The sequence below is a fragment of the Cytobacillus sp. Bva_UNVM-123 genome, assembly GCF_046351715.2.
In the GTDB taxonomy this organism is placed as follows: Bacteria; Bacillota; Bacilli; order Bacillales; family Cytobacillaceae; genus Cytobacillus.
The window spans coordinates 1,426,137-1,447,793 of sequence record NZ_CM177772.1; the positions used below are offsets into that span (position 1 = coordinate 1,426,137).

A 21,657-nucleotide genomic window follows, 5' to 3' on the forward strand; every position below is an offset into this window, starting at 1 on the left:
TTTAAAAGAAGAAGCAGGTTCCCTAAAAAGGGGAAAACCTGCTTCTTTTCAAATGCGATTATAAACACATTTCTAACCTCTAACGAGTTTATTACGTACTTTATTTGAGATAAATTCAACAATTAAGATTAATATCATTAGTCCAATTAAAATAGAACCAACCTCAGACCATTTATAACCATTCATAGCAAAAATCAATGGAGCCCCGATACCGCCTGCACCAACTAATCCAAGGATAGCGGCATCACGTAAATTCATATCATAACGGTAAATTACAACTGACATAAACATGGCTGATAATTGCGGGATAATCCCATAACGGATTTTTTCAAAAGTAGTACAGCCAATGGATTCAAGTGATTCTAAGATGTTCACTTCTAAATCCTCAATAATATCAACAAAAAGCTTGGAAAGCATGCCAATCGATGTTAAAGCCATTGTTAAAACACCGGCAAACGGTCCAGGACCAGTAACACGGATAAACATTAAACCGTATACAATTGCTGGAATTGTTCGGACAAAAATTAAGAATAAACGAACGATAAAAGCAATTGGTTTTGGGACAATGTTAGATGCTGATAAGAATGCAAGAGGGACGGCTAGGATGGCCCCTACAATCGTTCCTAAAAAGGCAATGGCCATAGTCTCCACTAATAAATAGGGAACACCCTTTGTCCCAAATGTAAATAGCAGATCTGTATTTGGTGTTACGATCCCAAGTAAAATGTTTTTGGCAATTTCTAAGCCGTTATTACTAAAATTGGACAAATCAACTGCGGTTAAAGACCACATGATAAAGATGAATAATATAACAGCGGTGATCACATTTTGCAAAATACGCTTAGGTTCATTTAAAAGTTGTTTCTCGATTGAATTCATTGTGATCACCCCCTACATTAATTTCTTTCTGAAATATTCGCTAATGTTTTCGATAATAAATACTGTGACTACAAGCAAGAGTAAAATCATCCCAACATTGGCGTAATTACGCCAGCCAAGGCTCTCATTGAGCATTAGACCGATACCACCAGCTCCAACATATCCTAAAATGGCAGCATAGCGTACATTTCCCTCGAAACAAAAGATGGCATTTGAGAGATAGTTAGGCAGAATTTGCGGCATAATCGCATAGCGAAATGCGGAAATGCCTGAGTGTCCCATCGAGTGCATCGCTTCAAACGCTTTTAAATCAGCATTTTCAATTGCCTCATATAAAAGCTTTCCGACATAAGCAACTGTAAAAATAAAAATCGCAACAGTCCCCGCCATTGTCCCAATTCCAAAAATGAAAGTAGCGATTAATGCTGCAACTAAGGTAGGCAATGTGCGTAATAAGCTCAAAATAAATTTGCTTACTGCAACTACCGTCTTACTTTTAATCATATTGGAAGAAGCCAAATAGGCGAGAGGTAATGCAAAAATGGCTCCTAAAATAGAACCTAGCAAAGACATTTTTATTGTGTCAAAGAGAGGCTGCCAAAGTTTATTAAGATAGTTCCAGTTTGGCGGAATCATTTCGTCGATAATAAACCAAAAATTCCCAATTCTTTTTGCTAAAACCTGCATGTCAAAATTTGTGATCTGAACGGAATAATAGAAGCAAATGATCAAGATGATAATAATCCATGGAGCCTTTGAACGTTTAAAAGTAACGGTTTTTCCGTTTGGTAACGTAACTGATTTAGCTTTTAACATGTTCAATGACCACTCAGCTCCTCTTCAAGCTTCCCATTGTATATGTGCTCTAGAATTTCTTCTGAAACTTCACTTGCTGGACCATCATATACAATTTCGCCACTGCGAATTCCAACTACACGTGTTGCATACTCCAATGCTAAATCTACGTGGTGAATATTGATGATAATCGTCATATTCAATTCTTCATTTATTCTTTGAAAGTCTGTCATTACTTGTTTCGCTGTTATCGGGTCAAGTGACGCAACAGGTTCATCAGCTAAGATGATGCTGGGCTTTTGAGCAAGGGTACGAGCTAGCGCCACTCTTTGCTGCTGACCGCCGGAAAGCTGATCGACGCGGGTAAAGGCTTTATCCAAAATATTCATTCGGTCAAGCGCTTCTAATGCTTCAACTTTTTCCTGTTTTGTATATAAGCCTAGTACCTTTCGCCAAATAGGCATATCTGGAACAAATGAGACAAGGACATTTTTTAATGAGGAAATACGATTTACGAGGTTAAATGATTGGAAGATCATCCCGATTCCTCGGCGAAGCTTGCGAATTTCTTTCCCCTTCAGTGTTGAAACTTCAACATCATTAACCATTAGAGAACCTGTTGAAATATCGTGCATCCGATTGATGCAGCGGAGAAGCGTAGATTTCCCTGCTCCAGATAGACCGATGACGGCAACATATTCCCCTTGTTCAATGGTTAAATTAATATCCTTTAATGCGACATATCCATTGTCATATTTTTTGTGTACATCTTGGAATTTTATCACGCAGAAATCCCTACCTTTGCTTAAAAAGAGGGAACACATAAAATGTTCCCTCCTTTATTTCATTGTATTTAGTTAGAACTTAGTTCTTGAACGAGTTTTTGAGCTTTACGTTCATTATCGTAGTCAGAGTCTTTTGCGATTTGATAGCCATCGTGACTATAGATCGCGATAACCTCTTTCCCTTTTTCTGAGTTACCAATATTAATGAATGCTTTTTGTAAAGCTTCTTTTAAGCCATCATCCATAATGTCAGAGTTTTTGCTAACACTAATTGTATCGTTGTAAATAGCAGGCATTACACCAATGACATCTGTATCATCCCAGATCGTAGTAGCAGAACGTCCGAATTCAGAAGTCCACTTATCAGCAAAGTCAATACGAGCATCAGCATAAGTTACTAATACGTCTGTTTGACCTTGAGCTAGACGTGCAAATGCACTTCCATATGAATCAGCTTGAACCACTTTAGACAAATCTGTAATCGTTTTTCCATAGTTTTCATCTAACCATAATGCTGGATAAATATAACCAGCTGGAGAAGAAGTAGACATAACATTCCAGTTAACATTATCTAAATCTTCGAAAGTAAGTTCTTCACCGTTATTTACTTTTTCTGCAAGAGCTCTACCTTTTTCAGATGGACCAGCAATTAGTAATGCGCGATAAGAGTTTGCTTGTTTATCAGATTTTTCTGTAGGCTTATTCTTATTCCAATCTGCTGGATTTTCAGAATCATTGCTTAGTCCAGCACGAGTAGCTGTTAAAATCACTTCTGCACCATCATCATACAGCACATAAGTACCACCTGGAATTAAACCAATATCTGTTGTACCTGCAGATAATGCTTCCCCAACAGCTTCATAGTTTGTTCCTACTGTGATGTCGACTTCGCCAACATCATAACCTAAATCTTTTAATTCTGTTTTTAATAAATCTTTCAGTGGCTCTGTTGCTGTAATAATTTCGTCTGGATCACGAGATGGAACGAATGCAATTGAAATTTTGTCTAGTTTCTTTCCGCTCGCATCGTTACTGCTATTGCTATCAGATTTATTTTTATCTGAATTACATGCAACAAGAGAAATGCTTAGTAAAAGTACAAGCATTGCAGTGAATATTTTTTTCATGACTTACCTCCTAAAAATTTGCATACTAGACTAGTATAAATTAATTCTGTTAGAATTGGAAAATAAATATTCGATTTTTATATTTTTTTAATACAAAAATAGTAAAATATTGAGGTGTATCATGAAAAAAATTTCCGTTTTAGTTACTAGTGATGTCCATGGATATATCATGCCAACAGATTTTTCAGGTGATGTTGACTTGCCATTAGGACTAGGCAAAATGGCAACAGCAATTGAGGAAGAAAGAAAATGGAATCATGTTCTATTAATTGAAAATGGCGATTTTATTCAAGGAAGTCCATTAACTTACTATGAACAAAGTTTTAAAAGTGGAACGAATAATTCGGTCATCCGTTTAGCAAATGCTATGAAATACGATGTAGCGGTATTTGGAAATCACGAATTTAACTTCGGATTACCTGTATTAAATAGAGTAGTGGAGGAGTCCGATCATCCTTGGCTCGCGGCTAACATAAAATGGGAGGATGGAACCTATTTCACTCAACCATATATCATAAAGGAAATAGATGGGGTCAACATTGCAATTGTAGGCGTAACAACACAGTTTGTCCCAATTTGGGAAGAGGCTGATCGGATACAAGGACTTATTTTTGAAGATGCCTTTGAAGCCGCACAAAGAGAAGTTGCATGGTTACATACCAATCATCAAATAGATGTAATGATTATTGCCTATCATGGTGGATTTGAGTCTGATTTAACAACTGGAGAAAAGCTTGAAAATTCCCTGGAAAATGTCGGTTATCGAATATGTAAAGAAATTGAAGGGGTGAACGCAGTGATCACAGGGCATCAACATCGTGAGATTGCCCAGCATCTATTCGGAAAGGCCATTGTGCAGCCTGGCACTAAAGGGGTTTGCCTAGGCAAAATTGAACTGACCATAAATGATAACGGCCAATTAGAAAAATCCGAACCCTCCCTTATTTATATGGATAACATTCCATTAAATGATACGATAAGAGATTTAATCGCACCGATTCATAATGAAACGGAAAACTGGCTTGACCAAAGTATTGGGGAAATAGAAGGAGATATGCTCATTGATAGTCCTTTTATGGCGAGATTAAATGGTCATTCATATGTTGACTTTATTAACCGCATTCAAAATGAAGTGGCAGGTACTTCTATATCATGCATGGCCATTTTTAGTGATAGTTGCCGTGGTTTTAATCAAAAAGTTACAATGCGGGATATCGTAACGAATTATATTTATCCGAATACGTTAAAGGTATTAGAAGTAAAGGGTCAATATATTATCGAAGCACTTGAGCAATCCGCAACGTATTTTAAACTGGAAGATGGGAAACCAGTAGTATCCAAAGCTTTTCAAACGCCTAAAGCTCAGCCCTTTAATTATGATTTATGGAGCGGGATTGATTACACAATTGATTTACGTGAACCGGAAGGAAAGCGTGTAGCTGAGGTGCTTTTCAATGGGGAAGCTATCCAGCTAGAGGAAACATATGAGGTTGTCATGAATAATTATCGAGCCACAGGAGCAGGAAATTTTGATTATTTCAAGGACTGTCCAGTAGTAAAAGATATTCAAACAGATATGACAGAGTTAATAGCCGATTATCTCATTAACCATGGGATTGTGCAGGCGAAGCCAATGAATAATATGAAAATCTTATATTAAAGTAAAACGTTAAAAATGAGTATGATTCATTTTTGAATGATACTCATTTTTTGTTTTTAATCCCGCATTGCTCCCGCTTCTCTGGAAGTCATCGCACCTTGTCCTTCACTTACATCTTTATTAATTTCTCGTTTTACTTTTTGTGCATCTGTTCCAGCAAATCCTGATTTCATAGTAGAACCAGATCCTAAATTCCCTTTAGCTTGTTGATCCTGTTGCATACAAGTCCTCCTCAATTTAAGTATTAACATTTATATTATTTACAAATTCGCCTGAGCTATTCCGAAGATTTGCACCTTTACTAAATGGAAGAGGATCACCTTACTGGGCAACCATTTTAAGGTATAATATATCGATATTCATTATAATCACTATTATCTTTACTAGGTCGAAACTTGAAACAATCTTATAAGTAGCAATGACAAGGGGAAGGAAATGACAACAACGAAAATATATATGAAGGAATGGCAGCAAGCACTGCAAAAGGAGATTAATCATCTAAAAAAGTTTGGTGGGAGCCGCTATTCTGTCATAAATGGGAGGCTTTTATCAAACGATAGCTCATATAGCTACTATTTTGATACAGCTATCTCATTAAAGATACCAGTAGGTTCCTCGATAAAATTAGAATGGGGAACAATGAAAAGTAGTGGAAAGGTACTTTCCTCTGAGGGCAGGGGAATCATTCTTTTATTAGAGCAAAACCTAGGTGACCTCATTCCAGCTGCATATGTGCTGCATGACCCTTGGGAATTGCTTGAACAATTAATCGAACGACTGGATGAAATCAAGAAGAGCAAACAGAAGCGGTTGAGAGTGCAGAGGTTGATGAATCCTTCCATGGAAATGAAACATCCTAAGGAAAAGATTAAGAGCCATGTCCATGAATTGATTTTGCGGTCTAAATACAATCCTGCTACATTTGTCTGGGGGCCCCCAGGTACCGGCAAAACATACACCTTGGCCAGAACAGCGGCTAATAAATATTTTCAGAAGAAAAAAGTGTTGATTTTATCGCATAGCAATCAAGCAGTTGATGTATTGATGGGGGAACTGACTGATTTTATAAAAAAGAAAAAAAGGTTTCGAGAAGGTGATGTGCTTCGCTACGGTGGAAACATCGGAGAAACTTTATCAGCCCATCATGAAATTACGACGAATCTAATGATTGAAAAGCAGGACCCGCTCCTTGCCAAGGATAGAGAGAGATTAATTGAAGAAAGGCGCAACTTGAAGCAGGACTTGACCCGTTCTTTCAGTAAACGCGATTCGGATCATCTGCTGGAACTCGAAACAAAAATCGCCAGATTGCTGGAAAAGGTTCGGAAAAAAGAAATTCAAATCGTAAAGGATGCGTTCATTGTCGGCACGACGCTAGCAAAAGCGGCTAGTGACAGTGCTATTTATGAACAAAATTATGACCTCGTCATCCTCGATGAAGCAAGCATGGCCTATGTACCACAGGCAGCCTTTGCCGCAGCGTTAGGTAGGCGAGTCATTATTTGTGGTGACTTCAAGCAATTGCCTCCGATTGCCGCAAGCCGGGATTCGCTTGTGGCGAAATGGCTGAAAGAGGATGTGTTCCATAAGGCTGGAGTGGTGGAATGGTTGAGTGAAAAGAAGCTTCATCCTCAGCTTTTTTTATTAAAAGAACAACGAAGGATGCATCCTAATATTTCCGCTTTTACGAATCGGTATATTTATCATTCACTTGTTGGCGATCACGAAAGTGTCTATAAAAGCAGAAATAAGATTACTTGCCTTTCTCCTTTTAAAGAGCATGCAGCTATGCTTTTGGATACGAGTTTCACGGGCTTACATTGTGTAAATGATAAAGCAACTAATTCAAGATTTAATTTATGGCAGCTATTGCTGTCTTTTCAATTGATTCATGAAACAACCTTAAGTGGAGCGAAATCGATCGGGTATGTGACACCATATCGTGCCCAGGCTAATCTTATGGAGCTGCTTCTTGAAGAGATATATGAGAAAGAGCGGAGCCAAGCGGATATTATTGCGGCGACTGTCCACCGATTCCAGGGGAGTGAACGAGATGTAATGATCTTTGATACGGTTGATAGTGCCCCGCAAGATCGGGCTGGTATGCTACTAACCGGCAAAGATAGTGAACGCTTGATTAATGTAGCCATTACGAGAACGAAAGGGAAATTTCTTCACGTCAGCAATAGAAATTTTATCGAAAAGCACATTTATCAAGGAAAAACGCTGAGTCAACTTGTTGATCATCATGTCCGAAACAAACAAACAGTCACAACAAAAGAAATTGGTTCATGGATTCAAAACCAACACCCGAAAGTAAGATGGATGCATGCGCGAAAACTGGAAGCTGTTTTTCAAGACTTAAGTGCTGCAAAGTCATCAATTACCATCTCCTTGCCAGAGGGAACCATCGTTTCCGAAGAATGGACAAAGCAGTTAATTAATAGAAGAAAACGAGTGAAATTAACCGTTATGTCGAATCAACAGTGGAATGATTGCGATGTCTGGGTAGGTGAAAGTTTTCCATTTCCGTTTGTGATCCTTGACGAGAAAGTTTTGTGGTTAGGACTTCCGCTCGAAGGCGCTAGAGGAGTCCAGCCCCCTTATGTAGCAGCTAGGCTTCGTTCGAGTAAAGTGTGTGATTACTTATTAAAACAGATTTAGGTAATCTGTTTGCACAATCGCATATGTGGAGAGAATAACGAATATTTTTTGAAAGGCAACCCCATACTAGGCGTTGCCTTTTTTACTATATTTATTAGGTGAAAAGTCATATGTATTTGATAGATATATGATGATGTGACTATAATAATGAGACTAGAGATGAAAAAATAATTTAGAGGTGTTATTTATGGATTTAATAAGTACGTTATATCCGCAAGAGAAATTAATAACGTTGATGCAAACTATGCCAAATAATGAGCAGCTATCGATTTTCCCTTGGATAGATGATCAAATGATTGTATTGGATGCAAGTGGGAATACGCAAGGATTTATTATTGAAAATTTAGCTGGTCATAATGATTTTGCTTTATACAATGAACATATGAATTTTATCTCTTCAACAAATGAAGTATTTGATTTTACTGTATTACAAGATTTTTCTGGGAATGCTTTGTCGTTTGTTTCGAATAATGGCAATGGTGGATTTAGTGAATTCACATTATCGGGAGAGCAAATTTCTGCTTTTGGGAATGCATTTGGAGGATATGATATGTTTAATTCATCTTTTCAACAGATAGGGCAAAGTCAGAGTGCTTATGATCATATTCAATGGACACCTTCGCCAAATATCGATTCATTTTCCGACTATCTAACGAATCATACAATGGGAGATTTAGCTGATATACAAATTGACCATCTCGATTTTTTAACAAATGATGCGTTAGATTTTCTAGATTTATTGTAAGAGGTGTCTAAATTGCAATCAAAACCATTATTTGATGATTTTTTATTCGAACATCTATTTGATCTAACATATGAAACTGCTGAAATGGAAAGAAGTTTACTAGAAGATTTAGAGTTAATTGTACAGTTTGATGTAGAAAATTTATATCATATATTAGAGAAACCTTGGGAAACGTACGGCGAAAATATATCGAATTATTTTACTGCGATTCAACATCTTTCAAATAATAATGAAAGTAAACATATATTTAAAGAGGCGATGCAACATATTGCGCCGAATCGAATAGTAAATGTAATAGACAATACTTTTGATAAACGTTATTTTGCTAGTATTGAAGAGACATATAGGGATACCTTCTACCGGTTAACGAGCAATGGCTTAGGTAAAATTGCTGATCGATATCGGATATCACCGTCTATTTTTAGTCAGTTAGAGAAAGAGTTAATGGAAGATAGGCAGCTAATGCTAGAGCCTATTCAGCACTATTGTGATGCATATAAAAATATGATTAATGTATTAAAAACTTCTAATAACAACGGCGATGATCTGTTTATTTTCGGAGCGGGTATTTTAAGTTCTGTACTTGCAGGACCACTTGCAGGTATTGCAACGAGAACAGCGCTGCGTTCGATACAATCGAATGATAATGCGATAGTACGTGCTTCACATCAATTATTAGCTCGATTAATTGATGTTGATTCAACGCTTCGTGCGATATTTGCACGAATAAGCAGAAAGTTAGTTTATTTCTTTAGCCATACATATTACGGGCTTTATAGTCGGCTGAAAGATGATGCGAATGTTATTCAATTTGAAGTAATCGGAATGGATCCATTGAATAAACAAATTAAAGTTCGCAAACCGGCTCATTACGAATCTTCTAGCAATCGTTATTTTACTGACTGTGTGATGAAAATAAAATCAGGGCTAGAATCAAATAACTTCCAATTAGCTGATTCACTGAGTATGCAGCTTGTTCAATTTGCAAATGAAGATAGACAGTTTAGTGAACAACGTAGTGGAAAACACATTAGGGGTTATGAGGCGAATCTTATTCGTTACATTGTTTTAATAAAACAAATTGAACAAATTGACGATGTGAGTCATGATAGTATTCATTTCCACTATAGCAAGTTCTTTCAAGGTCTTTATGTCGGAACAAGCGATGTAGATTCAGTGGCTGGTATTTTGGTCCCAAATATAAATGAGCACATTGTACGTTATATTTTAAGTACGGAATATTTAGCGAATAATAGTACTGATAAAGCGAGTGCATATCGAGGTAGTACGTTAAGTCATTTACATACATATGTTAAAAACTTTTTATCAGTGGATCAGTATAAACGTGTTTATCGCTCAAATGAAGAAGTAATCCTTGGTGATACTTTAACAATGATACAGAGTTACGAGGACTTTGTGAAAACACTGGGTATTCAAGTTGAATCTGATTTATTAACACGAGTTACAGATGGGCGAAAATCGTATACATATGTGTTAAACACCTATTTTAATCGTTATATTAATCAATTTACGATGTTTTTAAAGCGTCAGCCAAATACGAATTCAGCTGTACCAGATTTGAAAAAGAATGTCGTATCATTTAAAGAACCGGAAAAGAAGTATAGCATTTTAAATTTATATTCATTTTACGAGTTATTAGAAAAAACAAATTTAGGTGAGATAGAAGATACAGAAGAGGGACAGGATGAATTCTTTCATTATAAAAAGGAATATGTAGATTTTCGTTTTAGTTTAATGGAAGCAAAAAATGGCAATGTTGATCAACAATATAATACAGGCCTTCATTATTACAAGGGAATGGGTGTTGATGTTGATGATGAACAAGCCTATTATTGGTTGAGCTTAGCTGCAAAGTCGGATCACTTACATGCAATTGACGTGCTAATTCACATGTATGGCTCAAGGCGTATATCTAAAAATCCACAGGTTGAGTTTCAATTGTATCAGAAATATATTGAAGAAATGAAGTATGACGATCCTAATTTACAATGGATACTCGGTCTATTTTATTTAGAGGGATATGGTACACAAGTTAATCCTACGAAAGCCAAGTACTGGCTTAACATCTCCGCGGAGAAAGGCAACAAAGAAGCAAAATTTGAATTAGCGAAAATGTATGAACAAGCTATTGGTACTGAGAAAAATATAAAAAGAGCAAATAGACTATATAATGAAGCAGCGGAGTTAGGTCATCAGGAAGCGATCATAAAAGTACAAGAAATTAATCGGAAAAAATATAAGAAAATTTTAAAATATTTTGTAGCACCTGTCGCTATTATTGCACTTATCGCATTGTCTATTAATACGTATATGAATAAGCTTGAAGATAAGCGGGTGCAGGCTGAAAGGGCTGCTGAAGCAGAAGCTGAATTAAAAGACAAACAAACACGATATAAAGAGAATGTACCAGAAGAATACACGATATATATTACGAATTATTGTGAAGGAATTGAAACTGAAAATACTAATTTCCCGACAAAAGAGTATCATTTTTCCCTTTACCCGCAAATTGGAGAAACTCTATATGATTTTCATGCTTATGAACAACAATTGAAATGTGTCGTCAACAAAATTGAATCGAATCTAACGAGAACTAATAATGGAGAAAATATAATTAATGGATTAAATAAAGATAACATAATAGAGGCATTTGAGAATTTATCAAGTAAATTGAAAAAGGCCGATTACAGTACGATCGATCACACAGAAGTTATAGACAACCATAGAGAAACATATGGTGAAGCAATTGATGAGTTTTTAGTATTGCTAAATACTGGCTTTACGAAAGAGGAATGGGATCATGCGGTCAATAAATTGAAAGAAGCTGAGGCCGCTTTGAAAAAATCGCTAGAGGAGAAGGATTTATATAACTATTATTTATCACTTTAACTTGTATAAGTAATAAATGGCACTTTTCTTAAAAAAGTTATCTTAGTGAAGCTGATAACTTTTTATTGAAAAGTGTCTTTCTTTTAAGGAAGCTCCATCCTTGCATTTCTAGCTAAATAATTTGTCTTTTGTAATAGTTGTTTTCATTAAAATACCTCCAATATCTTTTAGACACTTTAGTTTATAATTGGAATGTGAACAAAAAGTGACCATAAAAAATTATATTTAGTTTCTGTATTAGAAAGATGGTTAAAATATAGATGAGTTTCGGTTGGCTGAAATATTGAAAGGAGCTTCACTTTGCTTGAATCATTTCTCATAAACTTCCTTTTCTTACTTTTACCAGTATTGATTTTTTTGCTATATTTTGAAAACAGATTTTACCATTATAATAAATATATGATTTTACTTTTATCGTCCATTTCTATGATCCTTTGTATGGAATTCCCGATTAAATTGGAGATTGGTTATATTGTTGACTTACGCTATATTCCTTTTTTACTTTTTGCACTATACGGAGGATATAAATACACATTTGTACTTTATATCGTATTAAATGGTTGGCGGTTTTTTATTGGCGGCCAAGGATTTTATCAATCCTTAGCTTTCTCAACTATCATATTTATGTTGGTTCCTTTATTAAATAAATGGTTTATGAAGCAAACTTCGAAGAAGCGAATTCTGTTTGCGGTCATTGTTTCATTCTCGACGATGATCTTCTACCTTTTAACGCTTATAGCCTTTTTGCCAAATTTAAATAAGGAATATTGGGAGATGGCCTACAATACTTTAGCTACACATGCCTTTGTAATGGCTGTTATTATGATTTTGCTCGAGCAAATTATTGCAAATCGACATACCCGAGACTTATTATTTCAATCGGAAAGATTTGATGTGGTGAGCGATTTAACTGCAAGTGTTGCACATGAAATTAGAAATCCCCTTACTGTAACAAATGGATTTTTACAGCTTTTACGTCAATCACAGACGATCACACAAGAGGAGAAGAAGTATGTTGAGTATTCATTAATTGAATTAAAGCGGGCTGAAGGAATTGTGAGCGACTTCTTAGCATTTTCTAAACCCCAATGTGAAAACATGGTTTTTTCAAATCTTAAAGATGAGACAGAATATGTAGTAAATATTTTGACACCATATGCCAATATGTATCATGTTCATATTCACTTAAATTTTCATAACACATCGATGTTGAAATATGATAAAAATCAAATTCAACAATGTCTAATAAATTTATTTAAAAATGCCATTGAAGCAATGAAAGAAACAGGCGGGACCCTAGATATCACGGTGTCTGCGAATAAAAAAATAATTAACATCAAAATTAGAGATACCGGCATTGGAATGTCAAGAGAAGAGGTTACGCAATTAGGAAGACCCTATTATTCTACCAAGAAGGAAGGTACAGGTCTTGGAATGCTGATGGTTTACAGTACAATCAGTAAATTAAATGGAAAAATCCATGTAGAGAGTGAAAAAGGGAAGGGAACGACGTTTAATATTACTATTCCGGTCGTGAAAAATCCTAGTTGATGAAAAAGGCACTTTTCAAAAAATTATCTTGTTGTAAGTGATAACTTTTATAGAAAAGTGCCAATCTTTTTAAGAAAGTCCTATCCTTGCTTTTCTAGCTAAAAAATTCATCTCTTTGTAATAATTGTTTTTCACTAGCACATTCGGGCCAAGGCAGCGAACATGTGGACAGTGGCAATTTAAAGAGTGGGCTAAATCTGTATTAAGCCATTTATCAAAAACATCGACAAGTTTGTCAGTTTGGATATTTCCTAGTGGTGGTGTATCGCCAAAGTCAGTTACGATCACATCCCCTGTAAAAATATTAATATTTAGACGGGAGCGTCCATCTGGGTCGTTTCGGACTGTTACATTTTTTGCGGCATACAATCGTTTTAATAGGGCTAAATCCTCTTCTTTATCACTGCATGCGTAAAATGGAAGTGTACCGAAAAGCATCCATGTATTCTCGTCACGAATATCTAATAGATGATGAATCGCTGTTCGAATTTCCCCTAATGATAATGTTTCAAGCTGTGAAGCGAAATCAGATGGATACATCGGATGGACCTCATGACGTTGACATTTCATATCATGCACAATTTGATTATGGATGTTCTCGATATGAGGAAGTGTTCGTTTATTTAGCATCGTCTCCGCTGAAACGATAATCCCTGCTTTCGTTAATTCACTGCTATTGTGAATGATACGTTCGTAAAGAGTTTTACGCTGTTCTCTCGTTGGCTTTTTTTCCATCATCGCAAAGCCACCTTCGATAAAGTCCTCTTCAGTACCCCAATTGTGAGAAATATGGAGAACGTCCAAATATGGAATAATCGCTTCATAGCGGCTTAGTTCTATCGTTAAATTGGAATTTATTTGTGTTTTCACCCCACGATTATGGGCATAGCGAAGGAGAGGGGCTACATAATTCTCCACGGATTTCTTCGATAACATTGGTTCTCCGCCAGTAATACTGAGCGCTCGTAAATGAGGAACCTCATCCAAGCTCTTCAGTAATACATCAATTGGAAGGGCATTAGGGTCTTTTGGTTGTAGTGTATAGCCTACCGCACAATGCTCACACCGCATATTACATAAAACCGTTGTCGTAAATTCAATATTCGATAAGGTCAGCTTTCCGAATTGCTCAATATCTCTATATGCTTCCCACGCATCTTGAGCGGGTTGTAATTGTTTTTTTGTTGTTAACATATTGCTCACCTTTCAAAGAAAATTATGGATGATTTCATGTCTTACTTTAAAATACTATAATGGTGGACAATCTCAATTGTAAATCTTGTAAAGCAAATTGGCACTAGTTTATTCAATATAAAATAATTCAAACTTCACACAAAATTAGCATGATAGTTGAGACTTCTTAAAAAATCCCAATATTGACATAGGTTCGTATAAACCATAACATGATATTAATTTTAGAACAGAATAACACCAAAAATGGAAGGATGATTGTGATAAAAATGGATAAGCAGATGAAAGCAAGCCCCTCTTTTAAAGATAAAGCCGTTTCGTTCTTGCGACTTGTTGCCTCAGGGAAAGTAGATGAAGCATACAAGCTCTACATAAGTGCAGACTTCCGCCACCATAATCCTTTTTTTCGTGGCGATGCAGATTCCCTCATGCAAGCAATGAAAGAGAATGCAGAGATAAACCCTGATAAGACACTTGAAGTCAAGCATGTAATTGTAGAGGGAGAGATGGTTGTGGTTCACTCCCATGTAAAACAGAATTCTGAGGACCTTGGTGCAGCCGTTGTGCATATCTTCCGTTTCCGTGATGACCATATTGTTGAATTATGGGATTTAGGTCAACCTATACAAGAGAGTTCCCCTAATGAGAATGGCATGTTTTAACGATGGAAGAATAATTTGAGAAAGAAATATGTTTCTTAAAGGCTCTGTAAATACACTATCTTGATTATTACGCTGTTGATTAGAGCGGAAAGCGAGTGCCTGCAGCGAAAATCAACAACAAAGTTTAACTGCATCTCCTAAACAAAATGTGAATGAAAGATGAAGTTGCTATACAAATTGGCAAAGCCATAGGAGGTTTATTCATGGATAATAATGATATATTAATTAGATTAAGATATGCTCTAGATATAAAAAATACAGATATGGTAGAGATATTTAAACTTGGTGGCGTGGAAGTAACAAAAGCAGAAGTGCTAAAGCTTCTAACAAAATCAAATGACAGTTATGATGATGATGAGATTGCTGAAAATGATGAGAATATTAAATGCCATAATAGTATGTTAGATTCCTTTTTAAATGGTTTTATTATTTTTAAAAGAGGAAAACAAGATCCAAAACCAGGACAGCCTGATATACCAGAACCGTCTATAAAGAAAAATGCTAACGTTAATAATCTCTTGTTAAAGAAAATAAAGATAGCTCTAGCATTAACAAGTGAAGACATGCTTGATATTTTTGAAAAAGCTGGAATTATTGTAACAAAAGGAGAACTAAGTGCTTTATTGAGAAAAGAGGGCCATAAAAATTATAAAGAGTGCGGCGACAAATTCGCTAGGAATTTCTTAAAAGGATTGACTGTAAAATACAGGGGATAAGGCATTGAAAAATCCTACAGGTGATGAAATGATACATACCCACTTAGGTGAGACAATACGTTTTGATCTAAAATACAAAAAGCGGACATCCATTGGTATTACGATGGATCACTATGGAAATATTGAAGTCCAGGCTCCAAAAGAGACACCCAATGAAAGGGTAATTTATTTATTGGAGAACAACTGGGAACTGATTCAACAAAAATTAAGAGAACATAAGAAACGATTGCTTGGACCACAGGTGAAGGTTTATGAGCATGGAGAGAGATTTCTTTATTTAGGAAACAGCTATCCTATTAAGATTTCCCAAGATCTAAAAATTAAGCAAGACCATGTAGTATTTGAAGATGAGCAGTTATATATTTATGTAGAGCAGCTTGATGATGAAAAAATAAAACAGGCTTTAAAACGTTTTTATTATCAGCAATGTAAAGCTTTGATCGAGATGAGAATCCAGTACTTTCAAAACAATTTTAAAACAAAACCACGGTCTATCCGTATCTCTGATAGCAAAAGTACTTGGGGAACCTGTGATTCAAAACGACAGTTAACCTTTAATTGGAGGCTGGCAATGGCACCAATTAAAGTAATCGACTATGTAGTCGTTCACGAAATGTGTCATATGGTCCATTTGAATCACGACCGCTCCTTCTGGCGTCTTGTTGGAGGAATCATGCCCGATTATAAGGAACAAGAAAACTGGTTAGCATTATCAAGCTGGAAAATGACTGTTTAACTATAAACAAAGCATCTATTACAAATTGTAGAACTGAATTTAGACATAAAGGTAAGCGATTTTCTATCATGTTAGAAAGTCGCTTACCTTTATGAGCATTGTGGGAACTTCATAGATTCAGAGAATAATTGCACGGCTAAATATTTCCATGACGTCCCAGTTTACCTTTCACGAATTAGTTGGGGCATATAAAGAATATAAAACAAATAGTAAAAAGAGGCTGAAATCAAATGGTTGTAAAAAACGACTTTTGGTGTCAGCCTTTTCCCATTTGTACGGCTACTTTATTTTCTGTTATAGTACTAAAATAAAAAAATAATATTGTAATATATCAATAGAGTCAGTATAATACTATTTATTAGAAAGACAAATATCTTTCTGGAGTGGAATCAGGAGGAGATGTTTGTCAGTCAAACCTTAATCTAGAAATCATGGTACAAAATTATCCTAAACTAGTGGAGGAACATCGATGAAAAGTTTACTGAAAAAATGGAACCAAATAAGTCTAGTAAAACAAATAATAGTAGGCTTGATTATTGGTATTATCCTTGCTTTAATGATTCCAGATATAGCAAAACCAATTGTCATTTTTGGCTCTTTATTTGTTGGAGCCTTGAAAGCTATTGCACCTGTATTAGTACTCTTTTTAGTCATGTCAGCTATTGCTCAGCACAAAAGTGGTCACCAAACAAATATGAAATCCGTTATTATTCTTTATTTTTTAGGAACTTTTTTAGCTGGACTCATTGCCGTAATTGTTAGTTTTATTTTCCCAGTCAGCTTAACGCTTGCACAGGGTGCTGAAGGTGTGACGCCTCCGAGCGGTGTTGTTGAGGTTCTAAAAACATTGTTGTTGAATATCGTGGATAACCCAGTGAAGGCTATTTTTAATGCGAACTATATTGGTATTTTAGCTTGGGCTATCCTCCTTGGTTTGGCATTAAAAAATGCAGCAGATTCGACAAAAACGATGATTGCTAATTTTTCGGATGCTGTTTCTAAACTTGTTACATGGGTAATTAAGCTAGCCCCATTAGGAATTATGGGTCTAGTGTTTGAGTCTATTACGACAAGTGGCTTGGATGCTTTACTAGGCTATGGGAAATTACTTGCTGTATTAATTGGTTGTATGCTTTTTGTGGCATTAGTTGTTAATCCAATGATTGTGTTTGTCGTTATTAGGCAAAACCCATATCCGCTTGTGTTTAAGTGCTTAAGGGAAAGTGGGATTACCGCATTCTTTACACGTAGCTCTGCTTCGAACATTCCGGTAAATATGAAATTATGTGAAAATCTTGGTTTAAATAAGGATAGTTATTCCGTTTCTATTCCATTAGGTGCTACTATTAATATGGCTGGTGCCGCGGTTACAATATCTGTTTTAACTCTTGCAGCGGTCCATACTCTTGATATTCAAGTAGATCTTCCTACAGCCATTATTTTAAGTGTATTATCTGCGATATGTGCGGCTGGTGCTTCGGGAGTTTCAGGAGGTTCATTACTACTGATTCCTTTAGCGTGTAGCTTATTTGGAATCTCAGCTGATGTTGCGATGCAAGTAGTTGGTGTAGGCTTTATCATCGGTGTCTTACAGGATTCTTTTGAAACTGCACTTAACTCATCGACAGACGTACTTTTTACAGCTGCTGCTGAATATAAAGAGTGGCGTAAAGAAGGGAAGAAAATCGATATTCATAAAGCTGCATAATGAATAAATGATTATATTAATTGAACTGTATCTTCTTGTTAGAATCAACTTAACATTGGAGGTGCAGTTTTTTTATGTATAACAGCATTTAAACAAAACAATTTGAGCTTTTGAAAATGAACAAGTTTGATAATTGATCTACGTATATATATTAGTTCGTAATTTTCTAACAATATATGTTACTATTTACAATATATTGAACTATCGTGAATGATTAAACATCATAATATTTTATTTTTAAATGTGAAAGGGGTTGGAATATGAAAAGGTTCATTCTTATGATTGTTTGTTTAGTGGGAGTAGGAATCCTTGCTGGCTGTACGAATCAAACAAATGCTGTTGAAACGAATGAATTCGATGAATTAGAAAAGAAAATTGAGAAGTTATTAATGGAAAACAAATCTCTGCATAATACGGTGGAGGAGCAAAGGAAAGTTATTGAGGAGCAGATGAATAATAGTTCCTCCATTATTCATCCAAAGAACATTGAAAAATATCCGCTTTCACTCTATAAGACAACCACCCTTGATCTTAATCAGGATGGAAAGGATGAAATGATTGAATTATATGTGAATGCAGAGAAAATGAAAGATGGTTTGTTTGCTTGGGATGATGGACAGACATGGCTTTTGGTAGTAAAAGATGGAGAGGACACTTATCCGCTTTTTGATGATTACGTTCAGCTAGGGTCAATTAATTTTAGTACAGCAATGTTCGAGGGGAAAGCAGGCATTGTCGTATTAGAGACGTCGCATTCTAATAAATTCATTCATAAATTTGTATACGATCAAGATAAACAGGGATTTGTTAAGGAAATCTTGTATAAAAAGGAGAATATTTTTGAGCATTATAATCAGCCTGCTTCCTACGGATTATTTAAGGATGCATACGGATCAATGCAACAGGCTTTGACAGATAAAACAGTAAAAGCATTGGAAGCGAGTGAGAGCGATTTACAGAACCTTCAGAAGCGTGCTGCAATCTTTGGCCCAATCCAAGAGGAGCTTTGGAAAGCTGAACGATTGTTTGAAACTGCCGCCGAGTTGAATTCAGAGCTTACGATTTCTTTAACCAGCACACTTAATCTGCTTAGTCAAATGGTGGAAAAACCACCAACAGATCGGCAAATGCAGCAGTTAAGAAGTATTTATGAAGTATTTAAGGAAAATGAAGGCGACCATTTGATAATAGAAGAGGAGAATCAAATTCACCCAAATATTCAGGAAAAGTTTCGAAGAATGAATATTATTTTTAATGGAATAAAGTGATTTTTTATTAGATAAACTTATTTTTAATAAATGTTCTGTTAAACATAGCTGTTGATTTCCGCTCCAGGTTGCTCGCTAAAGCCTTAATTTTGAATATAATCGTTATCACTAGAATGGGAGGTAATGCGTGTGTCCCTTATGAATGGGAAATATATCGAAGTCGATTCAGGTGTAGAGTTGTTTGTTCAAGAGATAGGTAGTGGAGAACCGCTCATTTTCATTCCTGGCTTTACTTTTACAACAGAAGTTTTTTCAAAACAGATAGAATATTTTTCAAAGACACATCGAGTGATTGTCATTGATCCGAGAAGTCATGGGAGATCGACAATGTCTATCCATGGAAATGATTATGTTACTCACGGTTCAGATTTAGCCTCTGTGCTTCAAGCATTAAATGCAACGAACGTAACTCTCGTTGGATGGTCTTTCGGTTGTTTAACTGTTTGGGAGTATATAAAGCAAAATGGATTTGAGCATGTTAAATCATTAATTTTGGTCGATATGCCGCCAAAATCTCTAACTGTAAACGATGGAGAATGGGCGGAAGGTACATTAGATAATATAGCAGCAATCTATAACACATATTTACGAAATTCAAGTGGTCAAAGAGAATTTATTACAAATTATATTACTCAAGTGATGGTGCAAAGAAAGCTTGAAACAGAAGAATTAACATGGCTGGTTGAGCAATCTTTAAAAACACCCTATTATATTGCAAGTAATTTGTTTGCTTCTGGAATGTTTTCTGATTATCGTGAAGAAGCAAAACAAGCAAGCGGAACAGTTCCAATTTTAACCGTTGTGGCGGAGCATTGGGCTGACCTTGCTATTCGTTACACAAAACAATTAACAACACAATCGAAAGTAGAGGTTCTTGGTGGACATATGATGTTTTGGGAGCACAGTGAAAAGTTCAATGAGATTGTCGATAGATTTTTATCTGATCATTAACATAAGGGACATACATTAGAAGAAAACTACATGAATTTAGGTAAAGGTTGAAAAAAACTCACTTTCTTTATGAAGGGGTGTAGAAATTGGATAATATCGATAAGCGAAACAAGCTTAAAGAAAATGTTTTTTCCTATCGAACATCAAAAGATAATAAAGTCTTTATCTTTTGGAAAGGAAAACAAATAATGATATTAAAAGGGAAGGAAAGTGAAAAGTTTTTAGCAAAAATATCGAAAGCAGATAGTATGGAAGCACAGTTATTAATGGCAAAAATTACTGGTAATTTTAAACATGGAAATGAAAGGACTAATAAATAAGAAACTGCACCACAAACAGTAATTATTTAAGGGCCATGGACCAGTCCCTTTGTCCCATGTTTTTCAGAAAGCGGGGAGTGTGAATGATAAAGATTAAAAGATTAGTAGATTGTACGATACAAGAAGGGGTGGAGGCTTGGAATTCAGGCTTCGAAGGGTATTATTTTGATGCGACGATGACACCAGAAAAATTTATTAACCGTTTTACTTCTGAAGGCTTATCACCAAGCTTATCGATTGTCGCTTTTCAGGATCATAAACCTATTGGCATCGTTAAGAATGGGATTCGTGAATTTAATGGAAAAAAAATAGCCTGGAATGGAGGAACTGCAGTCGCTTCACAATTAAGAGGTAAGGGCATCGGAAAGCTGTTAATGGAAGAGACCTTATCGATTTTAGAGAAAGAGAATGTCCATTTAGCTACATTAGAGGCGATAAGTGAAAATCAACATGCTATTTCTCTTTACGAAAAAATGGGCTTTGAAATTGTTGATGAATTAGAATATTTGAGCTTAAATGGTCCGATGGAAACGGATAAGTTTGTTGATTATATGAAGGATATTACCATCGAGCGGTCAGTCCCACAGCAGGTTGGACATCTTCCTTTTTATCAAGGCATGCATCCTTGGCAAACGCAATGGCAAAGTGCGAAGGATGGAGAGGCGTTAATAATAAAGGATTCAACTAATGCCGCAATCGGCTATGCATATTTTCGAAGAGGATTTGATGACAAAGGCAAACATATCTCAACTGTTCTATACCAATGTGAAGCAGAGCCTAGCCATAAGGATTCTAAAAAGCTTATTAAGGTATTATTACATGAGGTTTTCGGCACTTTTGACGACAGTATTAACCGTGTTATTCCTAATATGCCGATTAGAAAAAGTGAACGAACCCATACGATTTTAAAGGAAATTGGCTTTCAGCATACAGCTAAACAAGTGTATATGATGAAAAAAATGCAAGAGTAACCCCTATTCTATCATTTT

At 35.8% G+C, this 21,657-nt stretch carries 19 protein-coding genes; 13 read left to right on the forward strand and 6 right to left on the reverse strand.

What is annotated here, in order from left to right:
- Positions 1–72: 72 nt before the first annotated feature.
- The 4 genes from phnE (KDN24_RS06760) to KDN24_RS06775 form a co-directional block, all read right to left on the reverse strand.
- Complete coding sequence (gene phnE / locus KDN24_RS06760; protein WP_409972073.1) at positions 73–879, reverse strand: phosphonate ABC transporter, permease protein PhnE; 807 nt, start codon at positions 877–879, stop codon at positions 73–75.
- 12 nt (positions 880–891) lie between these two features.
- On the reverse strand, positions 892–1,695 hold the full coding sequence (gene phnE, locus KDN24_RS06765) for a phosphonate ABC transporter, permease protein PhnE (protein ID WP_409972204.1): 804 nt from the start codon (positions 1,693–1,695) through the stop codon (positions 892–894).
- A 2-nt stretch (positions 1,696–1,697) separates the two neighbouring features.
- A complete protein-coding gene (gene phnC / locus KDN24_RS06770; RefSeq protein WP_409972072.1) occupies positions 1,698–2,459 on the reverse strand; it encodes a phosphonate ABC transporter ATP-binding protein in 762 nt (253 codons plus the stop codon).
- A 68-nt stretch (positions 2,460–2,527) separates the two neighbouring features.
- Positions 2,528–3,586, reverse strand: coding sequence for a phosphate/phosphite/phosphonate ABC transporter substrate-binding protein (locus KDN24_RS06775; RefSeq protein WP_409972071.1), 1,059 nt, complete (start codon positions 3,584–3,586; stop codon positions 2,528–2,530).
- Between the two features lie 121 nt (positions 3,587–3,707).
- Here KDN24_RS06775 and KDN24_RS06780 point away from each other — a divergent pair, with 121 nt between their 5' ends.
- Positions 3,708–5,246, forward strand: a complete 1,539-nt coding sequence (locus KDN24_RS06780; protein WP_409972070.1) for a bifunctional metallophosphatase/5'-nucleotidase — start codon at positions 3,708–3,710, stop codon at positions 5,244–5,246.
- 56 nt (positions 5,247–5,302) lie between these two features.
- On the opposite strand, the gene KDN24_RS06785 is transcribed toward KDN24_RS06780, so the two are convergent.
- Positions 5,303–5,467 carry a hypothetical protein gene (locus KDN24_RS06785; protein ID WP_409972069.1) on the reverse strand — a complete coding sequence of 55 codons (165 nt, stop codon included), beginning with the start codon at positions 5,465–5,467 and terminating at the stop codon, positions 5,303–5,305.
- 214 nt (positions 5,468–5,681) lie between these two features.
- Here KDN24_RS06785 and KDN24_RS06790 point away from each other — a divergent pair, with 214 nt between their 5' ends.
- From KDN24_RS06790 to KDN24_RS06805, 4 genes are all read left to right on the forward strand, one after another.
- Positions 5,682–7,910 carry a DEAD/DEAH box helicase gene (locus tag KDN24_RS06790; protein WP_491348358.1) on the forward strand — a complete coding sequence of 743 codons (2,229 nt, stop codon included), beginning with the start codon at positions 5,682–5,684 and terminating at the stop codon, positions 7,908–7,910.
- 187 nt (positions 7,911–8,097) lie between these two features.
- Positions 8,098–8,655 (forward strand): hypothetical protein, encoded by a 558-nt coding sequence (locus KDN24_RS06795; protein WP_409972067.1) that lies wholly within the window; start codon positions 8,098–8,100, stop codon positions 8,653–8,655.
- 12 nt (positions 8,656–8,667) lie between these two features.
- Complete coding sequence (locus KDN24_RS06800) at positions 8,668–11,565, forward strand: tetratricopeptide repeat protein (RefSeq protein ID WP_409972066.1); 2,898 nt, start codon at positions 8,668–8,670, stop codon at positions 11,563–11,565.
- A 300-nt stretch (positions 11,566–11,865) separates the two neighbouring features.
- Positions 11,866–13,116 carry an ATP-binding protein gene (locus tag KDN24_RS06805; RefSeq protein WP_409972065.1) on the forward strand — a complete coding sequence of 417 codons (1,251 nt, stop codon included), beginning with the start codon at positions 11,866–11,868 and terminating at the stop codon, positions 13,114–13,116.
- Positions 13,117–13,185: 69 nt separating this feature from the next.
- On the opposite strand, the gene yfkAB is transcribed toward KDN24_RS06805, so the two are convergent.
- The gene (yfkAB, locus tag KDN24_RS06810) at positions 13,186–14,310 is read right to left on the reverse strand and encodes a radical SAM/CxCxxxxC motif protein YfkAB (RefSeq protein ID WP_409972064.1); all 1,125 of its coding nucleotides are present in this window, start codon (positions 14,308–14,310) and stop codon (positions 13,186–13,188) included.
- Positions 14,311–14,576: 266 nt separating this feature from the next.
- On the opposite strand from yfkAB, the gene KDN24_RS06815 reads away from it, so the two are divergent.
- From KDN24_RS06815 to KDN24_RS06850, 8 genes are all read left to right on the forward strand, one after another.
- Positions 14,577–14,969 (forward strand): nuclear transport factor 2 family protein, encoded by a 393-nt coding sequence (locus tag KDN24_RS06815; RefSeq protein WP_409972063.1) that lies wholly within the window; start codon positions 14,577–14,579, stop codon positions 14,967–14,969.
- Positions 14,970–15,172: 203 nt separating this feature from the next.
- Complete coding sequence (locus KDN24_RS06820) at positions 15,173–15,685, forward strand: YehS family protein (protein ID WP_491348359.1); 513 nt, start codon at positions 15,173–15,175, stop codon at positions 15,683–15,685.
- Positions 15,686–15,713: 28 nt separating this feature from the next.
- Positions 15,714–16,421, forward strand: a complete 708-nt coding sequence (locus KDN24_RS06825; RefSeq protein ID WP_409972203.1) for a M48 family metallopeptidase — start codon at positions 15,714–15,716, stop codon at positions 16,419–16,421.
- Between the two features lie 469 nt (positions 16,422–16,890).
- Positions 16,891–18,129: a serine/threonine transporter SstT gene (gene sstT, locus KDN24_RS06830; RefSeq protein WP_409972061.1), complete on the forward strand. Its 1,239-nt coding sequence runs from the start codon at positions 16,891–16,893 to the stop codon at positions 18,127–18,129.
- A gap of 260 nt (positions 18,130–18,389) precedes the next feature.
- The gene (locus tag KDN24_RS06835) at positions 18,390–19,397 is read left to right on the forward strand and encodes a hypothetical protein (protein ID WP_409972060.1); all 1,008 of its coding nucleotides are present in this window, start codon (positions 18,390–18,392) and stop codon (positions 19,395–19,397) included.
- A gap of 138 nt (positions 19,398–19,535) precedes the next feature.
- Positions 19,536–20,348 carry an alpha/beta fold hydrolase gene (locus KDN24_RS06840; protein ID WP_491348471.1) on the forward strand — a complete coding sequence of 271 codons (813 nt, stop codon included), beginning with the start codon at positions 19,536–19,538 and terminating at the stop codon, positions 20,346–20,348.
- Between the two features lie 86 nt (positions 20,349–20,434).
- On the forward strand, positions 20,435–20,668 hold the full coding sequence (locus tag KDN24_RS06845; protein WP_409972058.1) for a hypothetical protein: 234 nt from the start codon (positions 20,435–20,437) through the stop codon (positions 20,666–20,668).
- Between the two features lie 83 nt (positions 20,669–20,751).
- Complete coding sequence (locus KDN24_RS06850; protein ID WP_409972057.1) at positions 20,752–21,639, forward strand: GNAT family N-acetyltransferase; 888 nt, start codon at positions 20,752–20,754, stop codon at positions 21,637–21,639.
- Positions 21,640–21,657: the final 18 nt, after the last annotated feature.

Bases quoted from the DNA above. Each gene is read 5' to 3' on its own strand.
- KDN24_RS06820 (WP_491348359.1), top strand. From the start codon at position 15,173: ATGGATAATAATGATATATTAATTAGATTAAGATATGCTCTAGATATA.
- KDN24_RS06835 (WP_409972060.1), top strand. From the start codon at position 18,390: ATGAAAAGGTTCATTCTTATGATTGTTTGTTTAGTGGGAGTAGGAATC.
- KDN24_RS06780 (WP_409972070.1), top strand. From the start codon at position 3,708: ATGAAAAAAATTTCCGTTTTAGTTACTAGTGATGTCCATGGATATATC.
- KDN24_RS06785 (WP_409972069.1), bottom strand. From the start codon at position 5,467: ATGCAACAGGATCAACAAGCTAAAGGGAATTTAGGATCTGGTTCTACT.
- KDN24_RS06775 (WP_409972071.1), bottom strand. From the start codon at position 3,586: ATGAAAAAAATATTCACTGCAATGCTTGTACTTTTACTAAGCATTTCT.
- yfkAB (WP_409972064.1), bottom strand. From the start codon at position 14,310: ATGTTAACAACAAAAAAACAATTACAACCCGCTCAAGATGCGTGGGAA.
- KDN24_RS06815 (WP_409972063.1), top strand. From the start codon at position 14,577: ATGGATAAGCAGATGAAAGCAAGCCCCTCTTTTAAAGATAAAGCCGTT.
- KDN24_RS06795 (WP_409972067.1), top strand. From the start codon at position 8,098: ATGGATTTAATAAGTACGTTATATCCGCAAGAGAAATTAATAACGTTG.
- sstT (WP_409972061.1), top strand. From the start codon at position 16,891: ATGAAAAGTTTACTGAAAAAATGGAACCAAATAAGTCTAGTAAAACAA.
- KDN24_RS06850 (WP_409972057.1), top strand. From the start codon at position 20,752: ATGATAAAGATTAAAAGATTAGTAGATTGTACGATACAAGAAGGGGTG.
- KDN24_RS06790 (WP_491348358.1), top strand. From the start codon at position 5,682: ATGACAACAACGAAAATATATATGAAGGAATGGCAGCAAGCACTGCAA.
- KDN24_RS06840 (WP_491348471.1), top strand. From the start codon at position 19,536: ATGAATGGGAAATATATCGAAGTCGATTCAGGTGTAGAGTTGTTTGTT.
- phnE (WP_409972073.1), bottom strand. From the start codon at position 879: ATGAATTCAATCGAGAAACAACTTTTAAATGAACCTAAGCGTATTTTG.
- KDN24_RS06825 (WP_409972203.1), top strand. From the start codon at position 15,714: ATGATACATACCCACTTAGGTGAGACAATACGTTTTGATCTAAAATAC.
- phnE (WP_409972204.1), bottom strand. From the start codon at position 1,695: ATGTTAAAAGCTAAATCAGTTACGTTACCAAACGGAAAAACCGTTACT.